Genomic DNA, 20980 nt, shown 5'->3' on the forward strand with positions numbered 1-20980 from the left:
GCCCGCGCCGAGCACGCGCGCCGCCTGCTCCAGCTTCGTGTCCACGCCCTCGAAAGCGGCGCGGGCCGAGATGAACACGAACGGGAAGGCCACCGCCGTGGCCGCCACCACCGCGCCCTGCCAGGTGAACATCAGCGTCACGCCCCACTGCGACGCCAACCAGCCGCCGAGGGCCGAGTTGCGGCCCAGCAGGACGATCAGGTAGTAGCCCAGCACGGTGGGCGGCAGCACCATCGGCAGCGTGAGCACCGCGTCGAGAAACTCGCGGCCGAAAAATCGGTGCCTTGCCAGCAGGTAGCCCACCGCCACGCCCAGCACCAGGTTGATGGCCGTCGACCAGCCCGCAACCTTGAGCGAAAGCACCAACGGGAGCCATGCCGAGTCCATCAGCGTTTGCTGCTACGGCTTCTGAAAGCCATGACGTGCCAGCGCCGCCTGGCCGGCGGCCGACAACACGTATTCGATGAACTTCGTTGCATCGCCTGCGTTGGGGCTGCCCGCGATGGCGGCAATGGGGTAGCTGATGGGCGTGGCGGTGGGCACAGTGGCGGCGATCTTGACCTTGCCCTTTTGCGCGTAGGCATCGGTGGCATAGACGAAGCCCGCCTCGACCTCGCCACGCGCCACGTAGTCGAGCGCCTGGCGCACGTTTTGCACATTCACGGCGCGGGCTTCGACGGCACCCCATTGAGAGGCTGCTTCGAGCGCGCCCTTTGTATAGCGGCCCGCCGGCACGCTGGCCGGGTTGCCGATGGCGAAGCGCTTCACGCCGGGCTGCCCCAGGTCAGACAACACCTTGAATGACAAACTGCTGTCAATCGGCGTGATCAGCAGCAGCGCGTTGGTGGCGAAATTGCGGCGCGAGCCAGCGGCAAGCAGCTTCTGCGCCTCGGCCTTGTCCATCGTTTCTTGGTCGGCCGACGCGAACACGTCGGCCGGCGCGCCCTTGGCGATCTGTGCCAGCAAGTTGCCGGAGCCGGCGAAGTTGAGCAGCACCTTGGTGCCGGGGTGCTGCGCCTCGAAAGCCGCGCCCAGTTCATTGAAGGCGTTGGTCAGGCTGGCCGCCGCCGAAACGGTGAGGTCGGCGGCATGGGCGCTGAGCGCGGCCAGCAGAAAAGAGCATGTGCCGATGCGGCGTAGCGACTGAGCAAAAAATGTCTTGTGCATGCGAACCAGATGATCACCGCAAAACGCGAGCGCAATATACCGCAACGCATAACGCTTCGGCATCTGAGCGGGCCGCCCACCCTTTCGCCCACCGTGCTGAAAGATCTGCTGTAGAACCACGACCAAGCACAGAGGCCACCCCCGGCCCTTAGGAGAATCGCCATGCAATCCCTTTCTACCGCTCACCCCACCTCACGACGCACCGTTTTCGCCATGGCCGCCCTGGCCCTGGGTGGCGCCATGTGGTTCGCTTCGGCCACCGGTGCCGAGCCTGCCGTCGTGGTGCCGCCGCCCGCTGCCGACCAGGCCGCGGCAGCCGGTGTCAGCACCGATACCGCCGTCTTCGCCGGTGGCTGCTTCTGGGGCGTTCAAGGCGTGTTTCAGCACGTGCAGGGCGTGACAAATGCCGTGTCGGGCTACTCCGGCGGCGCTGCTTCTACGGCCAAATACCAACAGATCGGCAGCGGCACTACAGGCCACGCCGAAGCCGTGAGCGTGAGCTACGACCCGCGCAAGATCAGCTATGGCCGCCTGCTGCAGATCTACTTCTCGGTTGCGCACAACCCGACCGAGCTGAACCGCCAGGGCCCGGATACCGGCACCCAATACCGCTCAACCATTTTCCCGGCCAACCCCGAGCAAACGCGCGTGGCACGCAGCTACATCGAGCAGCTCAACCGCGCCAACACCTTCGGCAAGCCGCTCGCCACCACCATCGAGCCGCTCAAGGCCTTCTACCCCGCCGAGGCCTACCACCAAGACTTTTTAACGCTGAACCCGAAGCACCCCTACATCGCGTTCCACGACCTGCCGAAGATCGACGATCTGAAGCGCCTGTTCCCGGCCAACTACCAGGCCGCGCCAGTGCTGGTGGGTGCTGCGGCAGCGCGCTGACATAGATAGAGAACCGCTGCGGCCACGGCCCAGCGCCTGAGAGTTTCACAAACAGCGTGGGCCGCACCCCGTTAGCGGGGGCCGCTCCCCGTTAGCGTGTGCCGCACCCCGTTAGCGTGTGGCGCACCCCGCTAGCGTGGGCCGCACCCCGTTCGCCCTGAGCCTGTCGAAGGGCAGCGCATTGCGCAAATGCACCCTTCGACAGGCTCAGGGCAAACGGGAGGGGGTCAAATCGAAAACCCCTCTGCCTCTGCCTCTCAAGCGGCGCCGGGCTTGAAGGTGAGCGAGACGCCATTCATGCAGTAGCGCAAGCCCGTGGGCTTGGGGCCGTCGTCGAACACGTGGCCCATGTGGCCACCGCAGCGCCGGCAATGCACTTCGGTGCGCTTCATGCCCAGTGAGCCGTCTTCGCGCTCGACCACCACGTTGCGGTCTAGCGGCTGCCAGAAGCTGGGCCAGCCGGTGCCGCTGTCGTACTTGGTCTTGGAGCTGAAGAGCTCAAGCGCACAGCCTGCGCATGAGAAGCGGCCTTCATGCTTCTCGGCGTTGAGCGGGCTGCTGAACGGGCGTTCGGTACCTTCATGGCGCAGCACCGTGTACTGGCTGGCGCTGAGCAGCTTGCGCCATTCGGCGTCGCTGTGTGTAACTTCAAACACCTCGGCGGTGGCGGCTTCGGCGTGCGACAGGCCACGCCCGCGCAGTGACAGCAGGCCGAAGACCAGGCCCGTTCCACCAAGGGTTAAAAGTGTTCTGCGTGTCGACGTTTTCATGTCGGGGCCTTTCTCTCAGTGCAGGCAAATTCACCTGTCTTTCGGTCGGGCCATGGTGCCACTTTCTTACGGTCGGTGGGGCTCGATGGCAGCAGCCGACGAAACCTTCGCCCAGCCGCGGCGGGCCTCAGCCTGCGACCAGCGCCACCAGGCGCTTGATGTCAGCAGCGCAGGCGCTGGCGGCAGTGCTTTCAATGCGGCGGTAGGTGTCGATGAGCTGGTGGCCCACCGCGGTCAACTCGCTGCCGCCGCCATGGGGCCCGCCCTTGGCGGAATCGACGGCGGGCTGCCGCAAGGAGCGGTTCAACTCGTCGAGCAGCATCCACGCACGGCGGTATGACATGTCCAGGCTCTTGGCGGCCGAGGTGATGGAGCCGGTTTCGGCGATGGCTTCGAGCAAGGAAATCTTGCCCGGCCCTATGGCGATCACATCGCCCGTCGTGACGCGAAACCGAAACTTGGCCGCCGGTTTGTCCGACTGGCTGCGGGCTTGGGCGCCGCCCTTTGCGGCAGCCTTGGTGCTGCTGGTCGTGACCATGGTGGCGCCGATGGGGTTGGTTCGAGCGCAACCATACCTCAGGCATCGCGGCGAGCTGAAGGCAGTGATTCGCAGTGCAGGCTTTCCATCACCTGCTTGAGCGTGGGCAGCAGATCGGCCCAGGCCCTTGCGTCAAACCCGGGTGGCGGCCGCAGCACAGCGCCGCCCCATTGCGGCCCGACGAGCGCGCGCCTGGACGCAAAGACCACGCTGTTGCCTTCGCGCTTCACCGCGACCTTGAGCACATGAGCCCCGAAGCTGCGCTCGATGCGACCGATGAACACTTCGAGCTGCGGGTGCTGATCGTGCAGGTTCACCACCAGCAGGCCATCGGGTGTCAGCGCCTGATGGCAGTGGTCGTAGAAGGCCTGTGTGGCCAGCCGATCAGGCATGCCGGCGTCGTCGAAGCCATCGACCATCAGCACGTCGAACCGCTGCTCGGTGCGTGCAAGGAATTCGGCGCCATCGCCTTCGATGACCTGAAAGCGCTCGCCGTCTGGCGGCACGCAAAACTCGTCGCGCAGCGCAATCACATGTGGGTTGATCTCGACCGCCGTGGTGTGTGCGCCAGGCAGATGCCGGTGACAAAACTTGGCGAGCGACCCACCACCCAAGCCAATCATGGCGATGGACCGCGGCACGGCATTGAAGAGCAAAAAGCCCATCATCGTGCGGGTGTACTCCACGTCGAGCGCATCGGGCTCGTCGACGCGCATGCGGCTTTGCAACTCCCAGCTCGCAAAGTGCATGGCTTTCGTGCGCTTGCTGCCTTGCACGTCTTCTTGCACGAAAGGCAAGCCTTGCTCGGTGAGCTTCGAGAGATCGCGCATGCGACGGATTGTCTCTGGCGACTTGTGGGCTGTCACGGTGTCGTCCTACGTGGAGTGCGCTCGCAGGCTGACTGACTCGCAAATGGCGCAAACGCAAACTTTGCGCGACCCAATCAACCCCACGGAGGATCTTATGCGCTCACTGCTCCTGTTCTTTCTAGGGGTACCCATCCCCGTCATCATCTTGATTGCCTTGTTCGTTCACTGACAACCACAAAGGACACATCTCATGGCCACCTCAAAAACCTCCCCCAAGTCGCGCGCGGTCCCTCAGCCCAAGGACGCGATCGCCCTGCTCAAAGCAGACCACAAGAAAGTAAGCGCGCTGTTCGAGGAATTCGAAAAGTCGCGATCTCCATCGAAGAAGAAGGCACTCGTCGCCGAGATCTGCCAAGAGCTGACCATCCACACCACACTTGAAGAAGAGATCTTCTATCCGGCCGTCAAGGCTGCGTTGAAAGACAAGGAAATGGTCCCAGAAGCCAACGTGGAGCATGCGAGCGTTAAGGAGTTGATCGCTCAAGTGCAAGGCGTCGAGCCTGACGGCGAGATGTACGACGCACGGGTGAAAGTCATGGGCGAGTTCGTCAAGCACCACGTCAAGGAAGAACAAAACGAGATGTTCCCCAAGGCGCAACGAACCCGTCTCGACATGGTGGCGCTCAAGGACCAGATGCTGGAGCGCAAGGAAGAGCTGCTGGCGGCCGTGAGTGCCTAGCGCAGTCGCTGACGCTTGACTGAACATAGGGCCGCACGCCTGCGGGTGTGCGGCCCGCGCCCGCCAGGCTCGGCGGAACCCTGAACAGGGTCGTCATTCCCGTGACAGCGGGAATTCATGCCGACTTGTGCACCTGCGTTTGAGACACAGCACGATGCCCGCATCTGGATCCCCGTTTTCAGGGGATGACGAGTCGCTCGACCTGCTCACTCAAAAATTCAACGAAGCCCCTGCAGACAGGTGCGATAGGCTGCGACAAGAACTCACGGCAAATCGGCTCAGACGCTCATGACACCTACGCTACGACAGATTCCCTCCAGCATCTGGGTGCTCGGCTTCGTGAGCTTGCTGGCAGACATTTCGTCAGAGATGGTGCACTCGCTGCTGCCCTTGTTCATGGTGTCGGTGCTGGGAGCCAGCGCGCTGGTGGTCGGGCTGGTCGAGGGCACTGCCGAGGCCACGGCCCTGATCGTCAAGGTGTTCTCGGGCGTACTCAGCGATCACATCGGCAGGCGCAAGCCACTGGCGGTGGCGGGCTATGCCCTGGGGGCCCTGAGCAAGCCCTTGATCGCGCTGGCGCCCACTGCCGGCCTGGTGCTCGCAGCACGGCTGCTTGATCGCACCGGCAAAGGCATACGCGGCGCACCGCGTGACGCGATGGTGGCCGACCTGGCGCCCCCGCATCTGCGCGGCGCAGCGTTCGGCCTGCGCCAGTCGCTAGACACCGTGGGGGCCTTCCTCGGCCCGCTGCTCGCCGTGGTGCTGATGCTGGCCTGGGCCAACGACTTTCGGGCCATTTTCTGGGTGGCCGTGATCCCGGGGGTCTTGTCGGTGCTGCTGCTGGTCGTGGGGGTGAAGGAACTCAGAACCCCCGTCGGTGAGAAGCGCACCAGCCCCGTGAGACGCGAGAACCTGCGCCGCCTCGACCGCACCTACTGGTGGGTGGTGACTGTCGGTGCCATCTTCACGCTGGCGCGTTTCAGCGAGGCTTTCTTGGTGCTCAAGGCGCAGGCCAGCGGCATGACGCTGGCCTGGGTGCCGCTGGTCATGGTGGCAATGAACATTTCCTATGCGTTGACGGCCTACCCCTTCGGCAAGCTGTCCGACCGCATGAGCCACCGGGCGATCCTGTCGCTCGGGCTGCTGGTGCTGATCGCCGCTGACTTCGTGTTGGCGCTAGGCCATCACTGGAGCATCGTGGTGCTTGGCGTGCTGCTGTGGGGGCTGCACATGGGTATGACGCAGGGGCTGTTGGCGCGCATGGTGGCCGACGCCGCGCCTGCCGACCTGCGAGGCACGGCCTTCGGCTTCTTCAACCTGATGAGCGGGCTGGCCATGCTCGCCGCCAGCGTGATCGCGGGGCTGTTGTGGGACGGTGTGGGGCCGTCGGCCACTTTTTTCGCAGGCGCTGCCTTCGGCGCGGTGACCTTGCTGGCCCTGTGGCGGGCTCGCCCACCGCCGCTGACGTCGGCCGGCCTTTGATCCCCCATCGTCGAGGCATGGCCGGCCAGCACGAACCGCGATACGCACGATTGTTTCGCGCGCAGCATGAGCAACGTCGCTGGCCACAGCCTCACTCAGTCATCGTCACCCTCACCTGCCCGCAGGTCGATCGCCAGCGTTGACGGGTTCGCGCGCGGCGTGGTCTGCACCGAGGGCTGAAGCCCGTTGCTTCCGTGTGCGGTCTCGAATGCCACGGCAAAGGTCTCGATATTGCTCGGGCTGGCGACAGTGTCCACATACCACCACTCGGCCACGGCGCGCTGTGGCGTGATGTCAAGCAGCATGTAGCCGCGCCGGGTGAGGTTGACGTACTTGAAGTGCGGATTGGCCGAGCGCAGCGCACCGGCGATCTGCCCTGACGTGTCGGTGTCGATTCCTGGCGAGCTGACCGAAGTCCCGACGAACTCGACAGCACACGAGCCCGCACCCGTCAGCGGGTCGTAGCCGCCGGCGGAGGCGACCGGGTTGTTCGGGTCTTGTGTAAGGTCTGCTGCCCAAGAGCTGTGGATGTCGCCGGTCAGGATGACGACATTGTTGACGGGTGCCTGCCCCTCGCCACCCTTGAGTACGGCGTACACACGGTCACGTGCGGGTTGATAGCCGTCCCACTGATCAGAATTCAGGAACAGCCCGCCGCCTGCGGCATTGGGCAAGCCATACCCCGGCGCTTTGAGCTGCGCAAACATGACACCCTGCCCCAGCATTTTCCATTTCGCCTTGCTGGTGCGCAGCTTCTTGAACAGCCAGGCTTCCTCGTCTGCGCCCAGAAGCTGACGAGTGGGCTCCGCGAAGGCGCCGGTTTGCGTGAACGCAGGGCCGAAGGGCGTGGCAATGCTTCCCTCGATCTGCTGTGAGCGGCCGCCCAGCCGCTCTTCGAGCATGATCAGGTCGGCGAGGTCGCCATACGCATAGCTGCGATTGTTGCGGCGCGGGTCCGTGGGGTCGGCTCTGCGCACCGGCATCCACTCGTAGTAGGCCTGCAGTGCCGCCGCCACACGCGTGGCCCAGGCGCCTTCGGTCTCAACTTGGTGATTTTCTGCGCCGTCCTTCCATGCGTTATTGGCTGTCTCGTGGTCGTCCCAGATCGCCACCAGCGGGTGCTGGCGGTGCATGGCCTGCGAATCAGGGTCGCGCTTGTATTGCGCGTGGCGAGTGCGGTAGTCAGACAGCGTGATCATTTCGGTGGGAGGCTCAGGCGTGCGCACAGACCCGTACTGCCCGGCACCGTACTCGTACAAATAGTCACCCAGGTGCATGACCAAATCGAGGTCGGCGCGCTGCGCGACACGGCCATAGACATTGAAGTATCCGTAAGCGTGGTTCGAGCAGCTGACCACGGCCATGCGCAGGCGATCTGTCGGGCCGACCGGAAGCGTCTTGGTGCGCCCAACAGGTGATTTCGCGTCTTCGTGCGCAAAGCGGTAGTAGTAGGTGGTGTTGGGGCGAAGGCCGGTAACGTCGACGTTGACGGTGAAGTCTTGCGCGAAATTTGTGTGGGTGTGCCCGCGCGCCACCACTCGCTTCAGGTGGGGGTCGGTCGCCACCACGTAGCGCACATGAAAGTGTCGCTGTTCGTGATGTGCGTGTCGTTCCCTGACATCTGCAGGGGTGACACGCGTCCAAAGAATGACGCGATCCGGTAGCGGGTCGCCGCTGGCAACACCATGCTGAAAGACCGTCGCGCCTTTGTCACCGCGCTCGGCCAACGCCAGTAGCGGCGTGGCGGCCAAGGCTGCGGCCGCTGAACCGGACGCCTTGAAAAAATTACGCCGGCTGGTGCCGCGTGCAGGTGGATTGACCTTGGCTGGGCGTCCCATGACGAGTTCCTTGCTTCATCGATCTCGCATGCCCGAGGCCCTGGCTCCATCGCGACGCGTTTGGAAAATCGAGTGTCACTGCTTGATTTGACAGGCTGACGACAACGAATGCACCCGACCGGGAACCATGTCGAGTGGCTTCCGGGGTGCCTCTGCCAGGAAGGGCTTCAAGCCCAGCTTGGTTGCGAGCTGAAGAAGGAGTGTCATCAGCCCGAACAGGTGTTAACGCTCTACTCTGCTGACGCCGTTCGGTCACATCAGACTGACAAAGTCTGCCATAGGCTTTCTCCAAGGACAGCGATGCACATCACCGCCCACCGGCTGGAACTCTCACCCGAACTGTCAACTGTCATTCTGCGCAACTGGTTCGGCACAGCGGTGCAGTTGGGGAGCGGGGCCGGGCAAAGGATCAAAGCCTGCCAGACGGCCGCGAAGGTCATCGCCTGCGGCGTGCAAAAGCAGTTGACGGCATGCGGGCTTGCGAATGTGAGCGACTGGAGCAAGCATCGCCCGCTGCTCATCGGCTATGTCAACGGCCTGTCTGATGCTGTCGCCCGGGGGCACGGCGAGGCGTCCCGATGGGCGACGACACTGGTTTCGTTGAATGCACTGCGTGTCTTGCTGGGTTCTGAGTGGCATGAGGAAACCGTTTGTGGCGAAGCCCAGAAGCTTTGGCTCAAGCGCCCACCCAATTACCTTGCGGGCGTAGAGGCGGCCGAGATCGACTACGCCACCCTGCGCAAGGGCAAGACCCCGGTGGGCCTGGCGTCAAGGCTCATCCATGAAGAGATGCGGGGCAAGTGACTGGCCTGCGCTCAGCCTGGCCCCGTTGGCCCTAAGGCCGTTGAAGGGTGCGCCGCCCACCGCGCTGGCCCCCTGCTCTAGACTGCGGGAACTGGGCCAGCCTCGAGACCTGCGCATCCACATGACTCGCCGAAGCATCTTCAGCAGCTTGACCGAGATCGGTGAGGAACCGTTCTCTCCGCGTGTCGCCATGCTGCGCTCTCTGGCGCTTTCCGTAGCCGACCGGCCCATGTTCGGCGCGCATGTCGACATGGCGGCAGAACAGGCGGATCACGTGGAGCTGCTGCGGCTCGCCGAACAGACGCCAGAGCTGGCCATCGCAAAGGGCTGGAGCCGCATTGCAGACACGCTGGCCCATGTCTGTAAGTCTCTGGGCCTGCCCGACATGCGCAACCCTCTCAAGCAGCTCAACAGCCTGGAGAAACACAAGATGCTGAGCTTCGACGAGTACGCTCTCCTGCGCGACCTCTACACGCTCGGCACAGAAGCGCAGCGACTGCCTGCCGGGCGGGTGACATCAGACAATGTTGTGGACTACGTGGTGGCCGTACGCAAGGCGAGCAGGCTGCTGTTGAGCGTGGCTGCGAGGGGCGCGCGCCCTTGGAATCAGAGCTGACGCCAGCCCTCTCGCCTCAAACGATCACCTCAAACCATCACCACAAAAGGCCCATCAAGGCGGCGCGCACTGCGGCCGCGGTCTTGTTGGGTGTGCCGAGCTTGAGGCAGGCGTTGCGAATGTGGAAGTTCACCGTTGCTTCTGACAAGCCGATGATCTCGGCCATGTCGGCCGACGTTTTTCCGTCGCACGACCAGCGCAGCACTTCCAGCTCGCGGTCTGAGAGCTTGGACTCGGGGTTGCTGCGCAGTGCCGGCCCCCAGTGCTTCAGCATGCTTTCGTGGCACAGGTATGACAACCATTGCAGCCGCTCGTTCTTTGCTTCGAGCTCTTCGTCGGTGATGGGGGGGTCGCTTCTCACGCAACTCAGCAAGCTCAAGATGCCATGGGCATCGCGGCGCGGCTGGGCCCAGCCGTGCACCAGGCCAAATGAGCAGGCCTCGGCCCGCATTTCGGGGCAGTCGGCGAAGAGCTCGTTGCTCCACAGAATGGTGTCGTCGCTGACCAGGGCGCGCGCAACGGTGGGGTCGCAGTGCACGTAGTCGCGCTCTTGGTAGCGAGCCTGCCAGCCTGCCGGGTAGTTGCTGCGCCACATGGCGCGCGGCATGGTCAACGGCACCGGTGCCTTCATGCCGAATGAGCAGTAGCGAAAACCGAGTCGATTGACCTCGGCCAGCACGGTTGCGAACGTGGTTTCGCTGCTGCCCGCGCATCGAACCAGTTGCAATTGATCTAGCTGCCAGCTCTTCATGCCTTCTTTCCCGAGATATGGGGTGTGCGAGGCGAGGGTGTTGCTTCGATTCGCGCGCCGCTCCGGACGTGGCGCGGAGAATAGCGGAGTATCAGAGCAGGGTCTAGCAATCGTCTGCCGCTGACGAGCCTAACTCTAGGGGTGGCCCCTGCAGCGCCAGCAGCACGTGGCGCTGCCATGCGAAGTTTTCGATCGTGCGCACCACGGTTTCGATGGACACGGTGTGCCCGAGGTCACTGCCGTCGTGGTCGACCAGCATCAGGTTGGTGCGTATGGAATGGCGGTTCATCAACACGTCACCAGACGTGGTGAGCATCCAGTCCCATCCCAAAGAAACCGGTGGGTCTGACTCCGTCACCCACTCGGACGATCCGAACAAGGCCGATGCACTGGCGCCCTCCCAGGCGCGCGACAGGCCTTCTGCGTCCGTGCCCTCCACCTCTGAACGTATGTGCCGCAACGCTGCGCATTGAAAGTGCACTGCTCGCACTCGCACGTAGTAGTCGGGTGTGTTTTGTGTTTTTTCGTTTTGCATTGCTGGGCAGTGTATGGACGTGAACCTAGGGGGGCCCCTCACATTTCTGTCAGTTGCCGCGCTGCGGCGCCTCACATGAAATGGCGGCACGGAAACACACAACCTGAGGACGCGAACATGCACATCAGCCGCATCACCGGAAAGTCAATGTCGACACCGATCCGTTCGGCCATCGGCAAATACCGGCATCAGGTCTTTGTGCAGTCGCTGCAATGGAAGCTGCCCGCTCAGTGCGAGGCAGGCCTGGAGCAAGACGAGTTCGACGTGCCAGAGGCTGTTCACCTGTTGGCGAAAAGTGCAGACGGCTCGCTCGTCGGCTACGCCAGGTTGCTGCCGACCATGCACCCCTATCTGCTGGGCACTCACTTCTCGCACCTGATCGAAGGCGGCCGCGCACCGCGTTGCCCACGGGTGTGGGAGTTGTCGCGCTACACCGCCACTGATGTGTCGTGCGGTTCTAGCGCCTCGGCACAAACGCGCGTGGGCAAACGCCTGCTGCTCGAAGCCACCCGGCTGGCTGCCGGCGAAGGGGCTCAACAGCTCATCTTCTGCACCAGCGTGGCGATCGAACGGTTGGCCTGCCGGTGGGGTGTCGACATCGAACGCATGGGCGCGGCGCAACACGACGGCAACGAATGGCTGGTGGCAGCCCGCATCCACTGCAGCGACCGCACGACCGGCGCACTGGTCGAGCGCCCGCTGCCGCCGCCTGCGCCATGGAAGTTCAACGATCAAGCCGAACCGGCATTCGCCTGAAGCAGGCGCGAGCCCGCTTTTTGAAACCCCACCTCACAGCACCCTGGAGCTTCGCGCCATGACACAACACCCCCCACATGCCATCGTCCTCGACCCGTTCTCGAGCGGGCGCTTTCTGGTAGACGAATTCGCCCGTCGCGGCATCCCCAGCGTGGCCGTTTTGAGCTGCCCCATCCCTGCCCTGTTCGCAGCCTCCTTTCGGCCTGAAAAGTACAGCGCCGTTTTTGAGGCCGACGCTCACACCGGCACCCTGGAGGCAGCACTGAGCCCTTTCAACCCGCGCTGCGTGGTCACCGGCCTGGAAACCGGCATCGCACTGATGGATGATTTGGCTGCCCGCTTCGGCCTGCCAGGCAACGCGCCGCAAACCAGCGCCATGCGGCGCGACAAATACCTGATGCAAGAGACCATCCGCGGGCACGGCCTGCAGGCGGTTTCGCAGTGCAAGGTTCAGTCAGGCGAACAGGCTGCGGCGTGGCTGAGCCACTACGGCAGCTACCCCGTGGTCGTCAAGCCCGCGGCTTCGGCCGGGTCAGACAACGTTCACGTGTGCGCGAACCGCGAAGAAGCCCTGGCCGCGGTGGACACGGTGCTGCAAGCCAACAACCTCTTTGGCGCGAAAAACTCGCACGCCCTGGTGCAAGAGTTTCTCGATGGCCAGGAATGGGTTGTCGACACCGTGTCATGCGACGGCGTATGCCTGGTCACCAACGTCACCAAGTACAAGAAGGTGCGCAACGCCCACGGCAAGATCGTTTACCGGCAATCGGCATTCCTGGCGCCAGACGACGCGGCGCACGGTGAGCTGATCCGCTATGTCAAGCGCGTGGTCGCCGCACTCGGCATTCGCTTCGGTGCCGCCCACGTCGAGCTGATCGAAACCGCGCGCGGCCCGGTGCTGGTGGAGGTCAATGCACGCATGCATGGCGGCGACGCTGTCTCGGTGTTGCGCAACTACGCGCCTTACACGCAGCTGGAGCTGTCGGTCGACGCGCACATCGCGCCGGCAGATTTCCAGCTGAAGGCGGTGCAGTCGATGGTGTACAGCCAGCACGTGGTGGCGCACTTCCTGATCTCACGTGTTGCCGGTCGGGTCAACAGCGTGATCGACGAGAAGCGCCTGGCCGAGATTCGAAGCGTCGTCAGCAGCCACATGCCGAGCCTGGGCGCGCAACTGGTGGTCACCGACTCGCTCACCTCCGCGCCGGGATACCTGTGGTTGGCAAATGAAAAGCAGGCCGATCTGGTCGACGACCAAAACACCTTGATCGCCTGGGAAGAAGACGGCTTGCTCTATTCGTGACCTGCCGCCCGACAGACCACCCCAACCGAGATTTCCGAGAAGGGACTGACATGCAAGTTGAAGACAACGACATCTACGACCTGGTGGGCATAGGCTTCGGGCCGTCGAACCTCGCACTGGCCGTGGCCATCGAAGAGCGCGACAGCGGGGCCGGCCTGCGCACGCTGTTCCTGGAACAAAAGCCTGCCTTTGCGTGGCACCCGCACATGCTGCTGGAAGACACGGTGATGCAGATCTCGTTCCTGAAGGATCTGGTGACGCAGCGCAACCCGGAGAGCCGCTTCACGTTCATCAACTACCTGAAGTCGCACGGCCGGCTCGGCGAGTTCATCAACCTGAAGAACTTCTACCCGACGCGGCTCGAATACAACCTCTACATGGCGTGGGTGGCCGAGCGTTTGAAGAAGTACGTTCGCTATGGCTGCAGCGTGACCTCGGTCACCAGCGGCGGCCAGTCACACAGGCCTTACGCCGAGGTGTGCTACCTCGACCCCGCCAGTGGCAAGACGCACCGGGTGCGCGCACGCAACCTGGTGGCGGCGGTGGGCGGGCAACCCAATGTTCCAGAGAGTTTCGAGGTGCGCGAAGACAGCGCGCGGGTCTGGCACAGCTCTCAGTACCTGCGCCGTATCGCAGGCCTGGGCCAGCCCGCCCCGGGCCAGCACTTCGTGGTGATCGGCCGTGGCCAGAGCGCCGCGGAAATCGCACACGACATTCATGGCCGCTTTCAGAGCGCTTCGGTCACCTGCCTGTTTCGGGGCTACGGCTTGAAGCCGTCGGACAGCAGCGAGTTTGTCAACGGCATGTTCGATTCGGGGTTTGTCGACGACATCGGCAGCGTGCCGGCGCCGCTGCGCCAGAAAATTCTGGACGACCACCAGGACACCAACTATTCAGTGGTCGACGCACCGCTGATCTCGCGCTTGTATGCCATTCAGTACCGCGAGCGCATCAGTGGCCAGATCCGCCTGCAGTTTAAAAACTTCTCGAAAGTGCAGCGCATCGTCGAGTCTGACCACGGCGTGCAGGTGTTCAGCGAAGACGCGCGCACCGGCTGCGAAGACGCGCTTGAAGCCGATGCCGTGGTCATGGCCACAGGCTACCGCTACCCGAACCCGCCACAGGTCTTGTCGGCCATTGCGAAAGACTTCGAGCTCGATTTTGAAACCCTGCTGCCGCGGGTGAACCGCAACTACCGCGTGGCAATGAAGGAAGGGGCCGACTACGGCGTCTACCTTCAAGGTTGCAACGAATCGACGCATGGCCTGGGCGACACCTTGTTGTCCAACCTGTCGATTCGCGCCGGCGAGATCCTGCATGAGCTGCTGAGCACGCAGGCAGTAGCCGGGCCGCGCGCCGTAGAGCTGCCGGCGCGCCGCGTTTCGATGGCGACATGAAGCAATTTCGCGTCATCGTCGTGGGCGGCGGCATCATTGGCGCCGCGGTCTTCCAGCGCTTGAGCCGTCGCTACGGTGGCGAGGTGCTGATGATCGAGAAGTCGCGGCCCGGCATCGGGGCTACGGCATTTTCGGGCGGGATCGTGCGTGCCTTTCACCTCGACGAAGCCTTGGCCGATCTGTGCGCCCGGGGGCTGCAGTTTTACCGCGAGCTGGCGCGCACCGGCGATGGCGAGTTCCACATACACCCGGGCGGCTTTCTGCAGTTGATCGACGAGGCTCACGAGGCGCAGGCACGCCGCGTGTTCACGCATCTGTCGCTACAGGTGGAGCTGGAGTGGTTGGACATCGGGGCCGCCAGGCAACGCTTCGGGCTCGCTTCGGGCGAGGGGCTGTGCGCGGCAGTGTTCGAGCCTGGCGCCGGCCATGTGGACCCGCTGGTGCTGGCGCGTGTGCTGACGCGCATGGGCGAGTGCGACCGCGGCGTGGCGATGACGGGCGTCGAGCTGCACGAGATCACGCTGGCCCGCGATGCGGTGTGCGGCATTGCCACCAACATCGGCGCCATAGCTTGCGAGCAACTGGTGTTGTGTACCGGCGCCTGGACGCCCGCGCTCGGCCAGCGGCTGGGCGTCAGTGCCGCCGCGGCGCTGCGGTCTAAGGCGATCCAGGTCAGCTGTGTCAGCCGCCCGCCCGAGGCGCATGCGTTTGCGGCTTTCGTCGACCTCAGCAGCGACGCCTATGGCCGGCCCAATGGCACACAGGCTGCACTGATCGGCTGCCCAGTCGACGAGTGGGACATAGACCCCGAGCTGATGACCACGCCAACCGAGCATGCGCGCGCCGATGCGTTGGCGCGCGCGCAACGGCGCTTCGCCTGGCTCAACACCAGCCAGTGCCTGGGCGGCTCGCGGCGCCACGACGCCTATGACGCATCCGGCCGCGGCGTGGTTGCCTGGGACAAGGCGATGCGGGGCGTGCTGACCGCCTCGGGGTTCAGTGGCAACGGCGTGAAGCTGGCACCAACGGTGGCCGAATCGGTGGCGGCGCTGGTGCAGGCCCAGCACATCGGCGAACGGGCGGCGTGATGGCGAACCACCACATGCTCCCCCCAGTTCATCGCGGCGCAGCCGGCGGCCTGCGCGTCGGCATTGCCGGCAGCCTGTCGGGCGCTCGCACGGCCCACGCCGAGGCATTTCGGGCGGCGCATGAGCACCTGGCGCAGCGTGGCATCAGCGCGTGCTTGGGCGACGATGCCTCCGACCCGCACCGCGCGCTGGCGCTGGGTGCAGAGTTCGCCCGTGAAGGCGTCACCCTGGTGATCGGCCATTTCAACAGCGCCTGTGCCCGCGCGGTGATGCCCTTCTATCGGGCGCAGGGTATAGAGCTGCTGCTGCCGGCGTCCACCGACGTCGACCTGGCGCTCGGCGATGGCGCCTACCGGCTGTGCGCCAACGACACCGCGCAGGCCGAGACCATCCACGGCTGGATCGCGCGGCGCTTTGGCCACGCGATCGAGTTGGAGGTGCGCACGGATGGCTCCGATTACGCCGCACGCTTGCTCGCGTGCCTCAGGCGGCCCGCCCAAACCGTGGTGCGCGATGTGGCCGACCCGGCCACGCCTCGCGCGCCGGTATGCGTGGTGCTGGCGGTGGCGCAACAGGCGCTCGAATTCATCGCCACGCCACCGTTTCACGGCAGCAGCACGACGATGATTTTTTCAGACGAGGCCGCGGTTGACGCCGTGCGCACCGCAGCAGCGCGCAGCGAGACCGAATGCTGGTTGGTCACGCCTGAGCCGTCGTACGAAGCGCTGCTGGCCCGCGGTTGCGAGCTGGTGCATGCGTGGCAGCAGCGCGGCCAGCCCAGCGAGTGCTTTGGCGCCTGGGCAATTGCCGAGCATTTCATTCTTCCGTCGGGAGAGGCGGTCGGCGCCCACTGGGCATTGCGCCGCTGCGCAAGAACCTTCGCAAGCGCCGCCGTAAGCGCCCCCGAGTTACCCACGGTGTTGCCCAACGCCACAGAAATCAACTGATTGAGGAGCACGAAATGAGCATCAGATTGGCCATGGTCGGCGGCTGGACCGACATCTACCGCAAAGCCAAGCAACTCGGCATGGACCTGACCGTGGTTCAGCGCCGTGAAGACATCAAGCTGGAAGATATCTCGGTGATAGACCAGCTGGTCACCTCGCCGCTGGCCGACAAGGCCGTGATCCAGATCATCGAAACCCTGCACCGGCAGAAGCCGTTCGATGCCGTGGTGTCGTTCCAGGAGCTGGGCATTTTGAACGCAGCCCTGATCGCCGAGCGGCTGGGCATACACGGCAACCCGCTGAGGCCGGTGCTGCTGACGCGTGACAAATGCATGATGCGCCGCCACCTGTGGGAGGCCGACATTCCCTCCATCCCGTTTGCAGAGGTTGGCAGCAGCCAGGCCGTGGTCGAGTTCGGCAACGACTGCGGCTGGCCCATCATCTTGAAGCCGGCCAACGGCGTGGGCAGCATTCAGGTGCACAAGCTGCACGCGCCGGCTGAGGTGGAAGCGGTGTACGCCGGCATCATGAGCGACCCCGTGTTCCGCGAAGTGGCCGGCCTTGATTTCCCCGACCCGAAGCTGATTGCCGAAAAGTTCATCGAAGGCCGAGAGGTCAGCGTCGAAGCGGTGTCATGGGCCGGCGTGCACACCGTCGTCGGCGTGACCGACAAGCTCATCATCAGCGGCAGCAACTTTGTCGAGGCCGGCCACACCATGCCGTCTGACCTGCCGGCCGAAACGCTGCAGAAGCTTGAGCGCCTGGTGGTGCGCTTCCTCGCCAGCATCGGGCACCTGCATGGCCCGTCGCATACCGAAGTCATTTTGTCCAAGACCGGGCCGGTGATCGTCGAGTCGCACACACGCACCGGTGGCGACCGCATCTTCGAGATGGTGGAGCACGTCTACGGCGTCGACATGATCGGCGAGACCCTGAAGGGCTTTGCTGGCAAGTTCGATGGCATACGCCCCAGCCACAAGGGCGGTGCGGCCATACGCTTCATGCAGACCGGCGAGGGCACGGTGACCGGCCTGGCGGGCGTTGAAGCAGCCGGCAAACTGGCGGGTGTGGTGCGTGCCGACATCACGCTCAAGGTCGGCGCCAAGGTGAAGGAGTCGCGTCATTCGGCCGAGCGCCCTGGCTATGTGCTGGCACTAGGCGACACCCGCCAAGACGCCGCCCGCAACGCCGACCAGGCGCTGAGCAGCATCACGGTGGAGCTCGCGTGATGTCGCCTTTGCGTGTGGTGATGGGCATCGCGCAGTACCGCAAGTATTTCGCCGCCGCATTGCTCGCCGCCATCGGCAGCGGCATGTATTTCGTGGCGATCTCCTGGTACCTCTTCAAGACCAGCGGGTCGACCATGGCCATCGGCTGGTCGTTCATCGCCACCGCCCTGCCCGGCCTGCTGCTGTCACCGGTGGTCGGTGTGCTGGTCGATCGCTGGAACACCAAGTACGTGTGCGCTGTGGCCGACCTGCTGCGCGGTGCGATTCTGCTGCTGATGGCCTTCGGCATGGCCACTGGCACGCTGCAGCCGCTGCACATCTACATCGGCAGTTTCTTCATTGCGCTGTGCGACAACTTCTTTCAGCCGGCGGTGGGTGCGCTGGTGCGTGACCTTGTGTCCAAAGACAAGCTGCTGGCCGCCAATGTGGTGGGCAGCATGGCCATACAGATCGGCCTGCTGGTTGGCGCCAGCCTGGGCGGGTTTGCGGTCGCGGCCTTCGGCACCGACACCGTGGTGGCGCTCAACGCCTGCGCGTTCCTCGCGTCAGCGACTTTGATTGTCTTGATCAAGCACCGCCACCACGTTGCGGTAGCCCAGGTCACGGCGCAGGCAAGGGGCGTGATCGCACAGTTTCGCCGCGCCATCGAAGAGACGCCTGAGCGCGGTGTTTTGATGGTGATCGCCTTGCAACAGGTGCTCGCCTACCTCACGGTTTTTCTCTGCAACACCCTGCTGCCCGGCTTCGTCGCCAGGGAGTTGCATGCCGGCGCCGAAGGCTTCGGCCTGGTCGACGCCGGCTGGGGCTTGGGCGCCCTGACGGGCGGCCTGCTGCTGAGCCATTTCCTCAAGCGCGGCTCGGCTGCGCGCGTGGGCGCGGCCTGCCTGGTGGCCTTTGGCCTGGCGCTGGCGGCCCTCGCCGCGGCGCAGAGCGTGGGCCACGCCGCGCTGGCCTATGTGGTGCTCGGTTGCCTGGGCGTGATGCTACGCATCAACGGTGATACCGAAATCGCCAAGACGGTGGCCCCGGCGCACTTCGGAAAGATCAAGTCGGGCGTCGTGATGATCATCTCGTGGGCCAGCCTGGCGGTGTATGCCGCGGTGGGCTATCTCGGCGATGCCGTCTCTGCGCGCTACCTGTACCTCACGGCCGCGGCCGTGGCCCTGGGCTGCGGCGTGCTGATGCTGTCGCGGCCTCTCAAGCCGGCGGTGCGCGCCGCCTTGTCTTGAAACTGGAAACCCCATGAGCATTGAAACCCTGATCCGGCGCGGCACCGACGCGCAATACACCGAAGAGTACGGCGTGAAGACGCGCCGGCTCTTCCCCTGGGGCGGCAAGGTCAACACCAAGCGCCGCCTGACCGAAGCCGGTTGCATGTACGTGTTGCTCGGCCCTGGCGAGTTTGTCGAAGCCCACCACCACGATGAAGAAGAGACCTTCATCGTGGTCAGTGGCAGCGCCCTGCTCACGGTCGATGGCCACGAAACCCGCATTGCCGAAGGCGATGTGGCCTACATCCCGCGCCACTGCGTGCATTCCATACGCAACCCGTCGAGCAGCGAGCGCTTTCAAATGCTCGACATGTACTGGGACGAGCACGGCGCCTCTGATTGCACTCTTGATTGACCCCCTCACCTTCCAACACAGGTTGAACCCTCATGAATAAAACCCCTGCCCCTTCGTTCGTCGTCACCATGCCGCCCCCCACCCCCAACGGCGGCCTGCACGTGGGCCACTTGAGCGGCCCCTTCCTGTCGGCCGACGCGTTCTCGCGAGCGGCTCGCCTGAAGGGATCTGAGGTCTTCACCACCTGCTACAGCGACGTGAACCAGTCGTATGTGCGGGTGACGGCGCTGCGCCAGGGGCGCGACCCGCACGAGCTGGCCGACCACTGGACCAATGACATCGTCACCACGCTCGACGAGGCCTCGATCGATGTCGACGATTACTTTCCGGTCGACGGCAACAGCCGCGCCGCGGTGCAGCAGCTGTTCCACGACCTGTATGCAAGCGGCGTGCTGGTGAAGAAGCCCTTCCCGATCTTCCGCTCACGCCTGACGGGCGAGTACCTCGACGAAGCCGGTGTGACCGGCCACTGCCCCAGCTGCCTGTCGCACAGCAAGTGCGGCATTTGCGAGTCGTGCAGCAGCGTCAACAGCCCCGCCACCTTGCTGAACCCATCGGTCACACTGACGGGCGAGACCACGCTGGACGTAGAGCAAGTCGACGTGATGGTGCTCGAGCTGGAGCGCATGCGCTCCAACATCGTGAGCGTGTACGAGCGCAGCACGCAGTTCCGCCCGCGTTTTCGTTGGGTAGTGGAAGACGCACTGAAAAACACGCTGCCTGACTTCCCCGTCAGCATGCCCGGCAGCTGGGGCTTTCCGGTGGCGCATGCCGACTTCCCCGGTCAAGTGATCAACGCCTGGCCCGAAATCATGGCGCAGCAAATCCACTCGTACAAACGTGCGCTGGCACGCAACCGCAAGCTCGGCAGCCAGCCCACTTTCGTCAATTTCTACGGCTTCGACAACGCGTACTTCTATGCCGTCGTGCATGCCGCGCTGATGTCGGTGATCGATGATGGGCGCTGGCTGCCCGCAGGCGCGGCGAGCAACGAGTTCTACAACCTCGACCATCTCAAGTTCTCGACCAGCAACAACCATGTGATCTGGTCGCGCGACCTGCTCAAGCGCCACCCGGTCGATGCGGTGCGCTTTTATGCCGCATGGAACAACCCCGGCTTCGAGAAGGCCAACTTCAACGAAGCCGACATGCAAAAGGTGCTGGACCGCGGGCTGCGCAAGCTGTGGGGCGGCATTGCCGAGCAGTACAACCAGCGCATCGAAGGCTTCCAGGGCCTGGCGGGCGAGCCCACGGCGGCCACGGTCGCCACGGGCCGCGCTGCACTCGCGCGCATCTTCGACAGCTACTCGCTGGAGCGGTTTCACTTGCGCCAGGCGGCAGAAGATGTGCTGCACCTGATGACCTACATCGACGCTAGGCTGCGCGGTGGCGAAACCCACACCGGCATCGGCGATGTGGCGCATTTGCTGCGCTGCCTGGCGGTCGCGCTGGCGCCGATCGCGCCGGGAGCGGCCAACACCCTGCACCAGGGCCTGACCGGCCAGGCGCCCGACCACATCGACGCTCGGCACGCGCTGCACCTGAGCCCCCTCGCGCCGGCCTTGTTCGGTGCCATCCAGGCCTGACACATGCCACAGCAAAGTTCCGTTCGCCCAGAACGAAGTTCCGTTCGCCATGAGCCAAGTTCCTTTCGCCGTCAGCCAAGTTCCGTTCGCCCAGAACGAAGTTCC

At 64.3% G+C, this 20980-nt stretch carries 22 protein-coding genes; 14 read left to right on the plus strand and 8 right to left on the minus strand.

Features of this window, described 5'->3' with window-relative positions; translation table 11 throughout:
- Both AC30QB_RS07950 and modA read right to left on the minus strand, forming a co-directional pair.
- Positions 1-387: molybdate ABC transporter permease subunit (locus AC30QB_RS07950; protein WP_489545661.1), on the minus strand; the 387-nt coding region annotated here is incomplete at its 3' end.
- Positions 388-399: 12 nt separating this feature from the next.
- Positions 400-1167 (minus strand): molybdate ABC transporter substrate-binding protein, encoded by a 768-nt coding sequence (modA, locus tag AC30QB_RS07955; protein ID WP_489545662.1) that lies wholly within the window; start codon positions 1165-1167, stop codon positions 400-402.
- Positions 1168-1329: 162 nt separating this feature from the next.
- Here modA and msrA point away from each other — a divergent pair, with 162 nt between their 5' ends.
- Positions 1330-2061 carry a peptide-methionine (S)-S-oxide reductase MsrA gene (gene msrA, locus AC30QB_RS07960; protein ID WP_489545663.1) on the plus strand — a complete coding sequence of 244 codons (732 nt, stop codon included), beginning with the start codon at positions 1330-1332 and terminating at the stop codon, positions 2059-2061.
- Between the two features lie 257 nt (positions 2062-2318).
- Here the strand turns inward: msrA and msrB are convergent, their stop codons facing one another.
- From msrB to AC30QB_RS07975, 3 genes are all read right to left on the minus strand, one after another.
- Positions 2319-2831 (minus strand): peptide-methionine (R)-S-oxide reductase MsrB, encoded by a 513-nt coding sequence (msrB, locus tag AC30QB_RS07965; RefSeq protein WP_489545664.1) that lies wholly within the window; start codon positions 2829-2831, stop codon positions 2319-2321.
- Between the two features lie 127 nt (positions 2832-2958).
- On the minus strand, positions 2959-3369 hold the full coding sequence (locus AC30QB_RS07970) for a winged helix-turn-helix domain-containing protein (RefSeq protein ID WP_489545665.1): 411 nt from the start codon (positions 3367-3369) through the stop codon (positions 2959-2961).
- A gap of 38 nt (positions 3370-3407) precedes the next feature.
- A complete protein-coding gene (locus tag AC30QB_RS07975; protein ID WP_489545666.1) occupies positions 3408-4199 on the minus strand; it encodes a fused MFS/spermidine synthase in 792 nt (263 codons plus the stop codon).
- Between the two features lie 229 nt (positions 4200-4428).
- On the opposite strand from AC30QB_RS07975, the gene AC30QB_RS07980 reads away from it, so the two are divergent.
- Positions 4429-4917 (plus strand): hemerythrin domain-containing protein, encoded by a 489-nt coding sequence (locus tag AC30QB_RS07980; RefSeq protein WP_489545667.1) that lies wholly within the window; start codon positions 4429-4431, stop codon positions 4915-4917.
- Between the two features lie 288 nt (positions 4918-5205).
- Positions 5206-6399 carry an MFS transporter gene (locus AC30QB_RS07985; RefSeq protein ID WP_489545668.1) on the plus strand — a complete coding sequence of 398 codons (1194 nt, stop codon included), beginning with the start codon at positions 5206-5208 and terminating at the stop codon, positions 6397-6399.
- 95 nt (positions 6400-6494) lie between these two features.
- On the opposite strand, the gene AC30QB_RS07990 is transcribed toward AC30QB_RS07985, so the two are convergent.
- Entirely contained in the window at positions 6495-8237 is a 1743-nt protein-coding gene (locus AC30QB_RS07990; protein ID WP_489545669.1) for an alkaline phosphatase D family protein, read from the minus strand.
- 300 nt (positions 8238-8537) lie between these two features.
- Here AC30QB_RS07990 and AC30QB_RS07995 point away from each other — a divergent pair, with 300 nt between their 5' ends.
- Together AC30QB_RS07995 and AC30QB_RS08000 are read left to right on the plus strand one after the other, a co-directional pair.
- Positions 8538-9041 carry a hypothetical protein gene (locus tag AC30QB_RS07995; RefSeq protein WP_489545670.1) on the plus strand — a complete coding sequence of 168 codons (504 nt, stop codon included), beginning with the start codon at positions 8538-8540 and terminating at the stop codon, positions 9039-9041.
- 148 nt (positions 9042-9189) lie between these two features.
- Positions 9190-9657: a hypothetical protein gene (locus AC30QB_RS08000; RefSeq protein ID WP_489545671.1), complete on the plus strand. Its 468-nt coding sequence runs from the start codon at positions 9190-9192 to the stop codon at positions 9655-9657.
- Positions 9658-9694: 37 nt separating this feature from the next.
- Here the strand turns inward: AC30QB_RS08000 and AC30QB_RS08005 are convergent, their stop codons facing one another.
- Together AC30QB_RS08005 and AC30QB_RS08010 are read right to left on the minus strand one after the other, a co-directional pair.
- Positions 9695-10408 carry an autoinducer binding domain-containing protein gene (locus AC30QB_RS08005; RefSeq protein WP_489545672.1) on the minus strand — a complete coding sequence of 238 codons (714 nt, stop codon included), beginning with the start codon at positions 10406-10408 and terminating at the stop codon, positions 9695-9697.
- Between the two features lie 103 nt (positions 10409-10511).
- Positions 10512-10943 carry a DUF4902 domain-containing protein gene (locus tag AC30QB_RS08010; protein WP_489545673.1) on the minus strand — a complete coding sequence of 144 codons (432 nt, stop codon included), beginning with the start codon at positions 10941-10943 and terminating at the stop codon, positions 10512-10514.
- Positions 10944-11060: 117 nt separating this feature from the next.
- Between AC30QB_RS08010 and AC30QB_RS08015 the strand changes: the two genes are divergently transcribed.
- From AC30QB_RS08015 to AC30QB_RS08055, 9 genes are read left to right on the plus strand one after another with little or no spacing between them, the layout of a single operon-like run.
- Positions 11061-11699, plus strand: a complete 639-nt coding sequence (locus AC30QB_RS08015; protein WP_489545674.1) for an acyl-homoserine-lactone synthase — start codon at positions 11061-11063, stop codon at positions 11697-11699.
- 58 nt (positions 11700-11757) lie between these two features.
- Positions 11758-13002, plus strand: a complete 1245-nt coding sequence (locus AC30QB_RS08020; RefSeq protein ID WP_489545675.1) for an ATP-grasp domain-containing protein — start codon at positions 11758-11760, stop codon at positions 13000-13002.
- A gap of 50 nt (positions 13003-13052) precedes the next feature.
- Entirely contained in the window at positions 13053-14399 is a 1347-nt protein-coding gene (locus AC30QB_RS08025; RefSeq protein WP_489545676.1) for a lysine N(6)-hydroxylase/L-ornithine N(5)-oxygenase family protein, read from the plus strand.
- Complete coding sequence (locus AC30QB_RS08030; RefSeq protein WP_489545677.1) at positions 14396-15487, plus strand: NAD(P)/FAD-dependent oxidoreductase; 1092 nt, start codon at positions 14396-14398, stop codon at positions 15485-15487. Before AC30QB_RS08025 ends, AC30QB_RS08030 begins: the two co-directional genes overlap by 4 nt.
- Before the next feature lie 14 nt (positions 15488-15501).
- Positions 15502-16434 carry an ABC transporter substrate-binding protein gene (locus tag AC30QB_RS08035; RefSeq protein ID WP_489545678.1) on the plus strand — a complete coding sequence of 311 codons (933 nt, stop codon included), beginning with the start codon at positions 15502-15504 and terminating at the stop codon, positions 16432-16434.
- 14 nt (positions 16435-16448) lie between these two features.
- Positions 16449-17663, plus strand: coding sequence for an ATP-grasp domain-containing protein (locus AC30QB_RS08040; RefSeq protein ID WP_489545679.1), 1215 nt, complete (start codon positions 16449-16451; stop codon positions 17661-17663).
- The gene (locus tag AC30QB_RS08045; RefSeq protein WP_489545680.1) at positions 17663-18892 is read left to right on the plus strand and encodes an MFS transporter; all 1230 of its coding nucleotides are present in this window, start codon (positions 17663-17665) and stop codon (positions 18890-18892) included. Before AC30QB_RS08040 ends, AC30QB_RS08045 begins: the two co-directional genes overlap by 1 nt.
- A gap of 13 nt (positions 18893-18905) precedes the next feature.
- Positions 18906-19289, plus strand: coding sequence for a cupin domain-containing protein (locus AC30QB_RS08050; RefSeq protein WP_489545681.1), 384 nt, complete (start codon positions 18906-18908; stop codon positions 19287-19289).
- 32 nt (positions 19290-19321) lie between these two features.
- The gene (locus AC30QB_RS08055) at positions 19322-20875 is read left to right on the plus strand and encodes a class I tRNA ligase family protein (protein WP_489545682.1); all 1554 of its coding nucleotides are present in this window, start codon (positions 19322-19324) and stop codon (positions 20873-20875) included.
- The last annotated feature ends 105 nt before the right edge of the window (positions 20876-20980 follow it).

The organism is Rhizobacter sp., from assembly GCF_046595475.1.
Lineage (GTDB): Bacteria > Pseudomonadota > Gammaproteobacteria > Burkholderiales > Burkholderiaceae_C > Rhizobacter.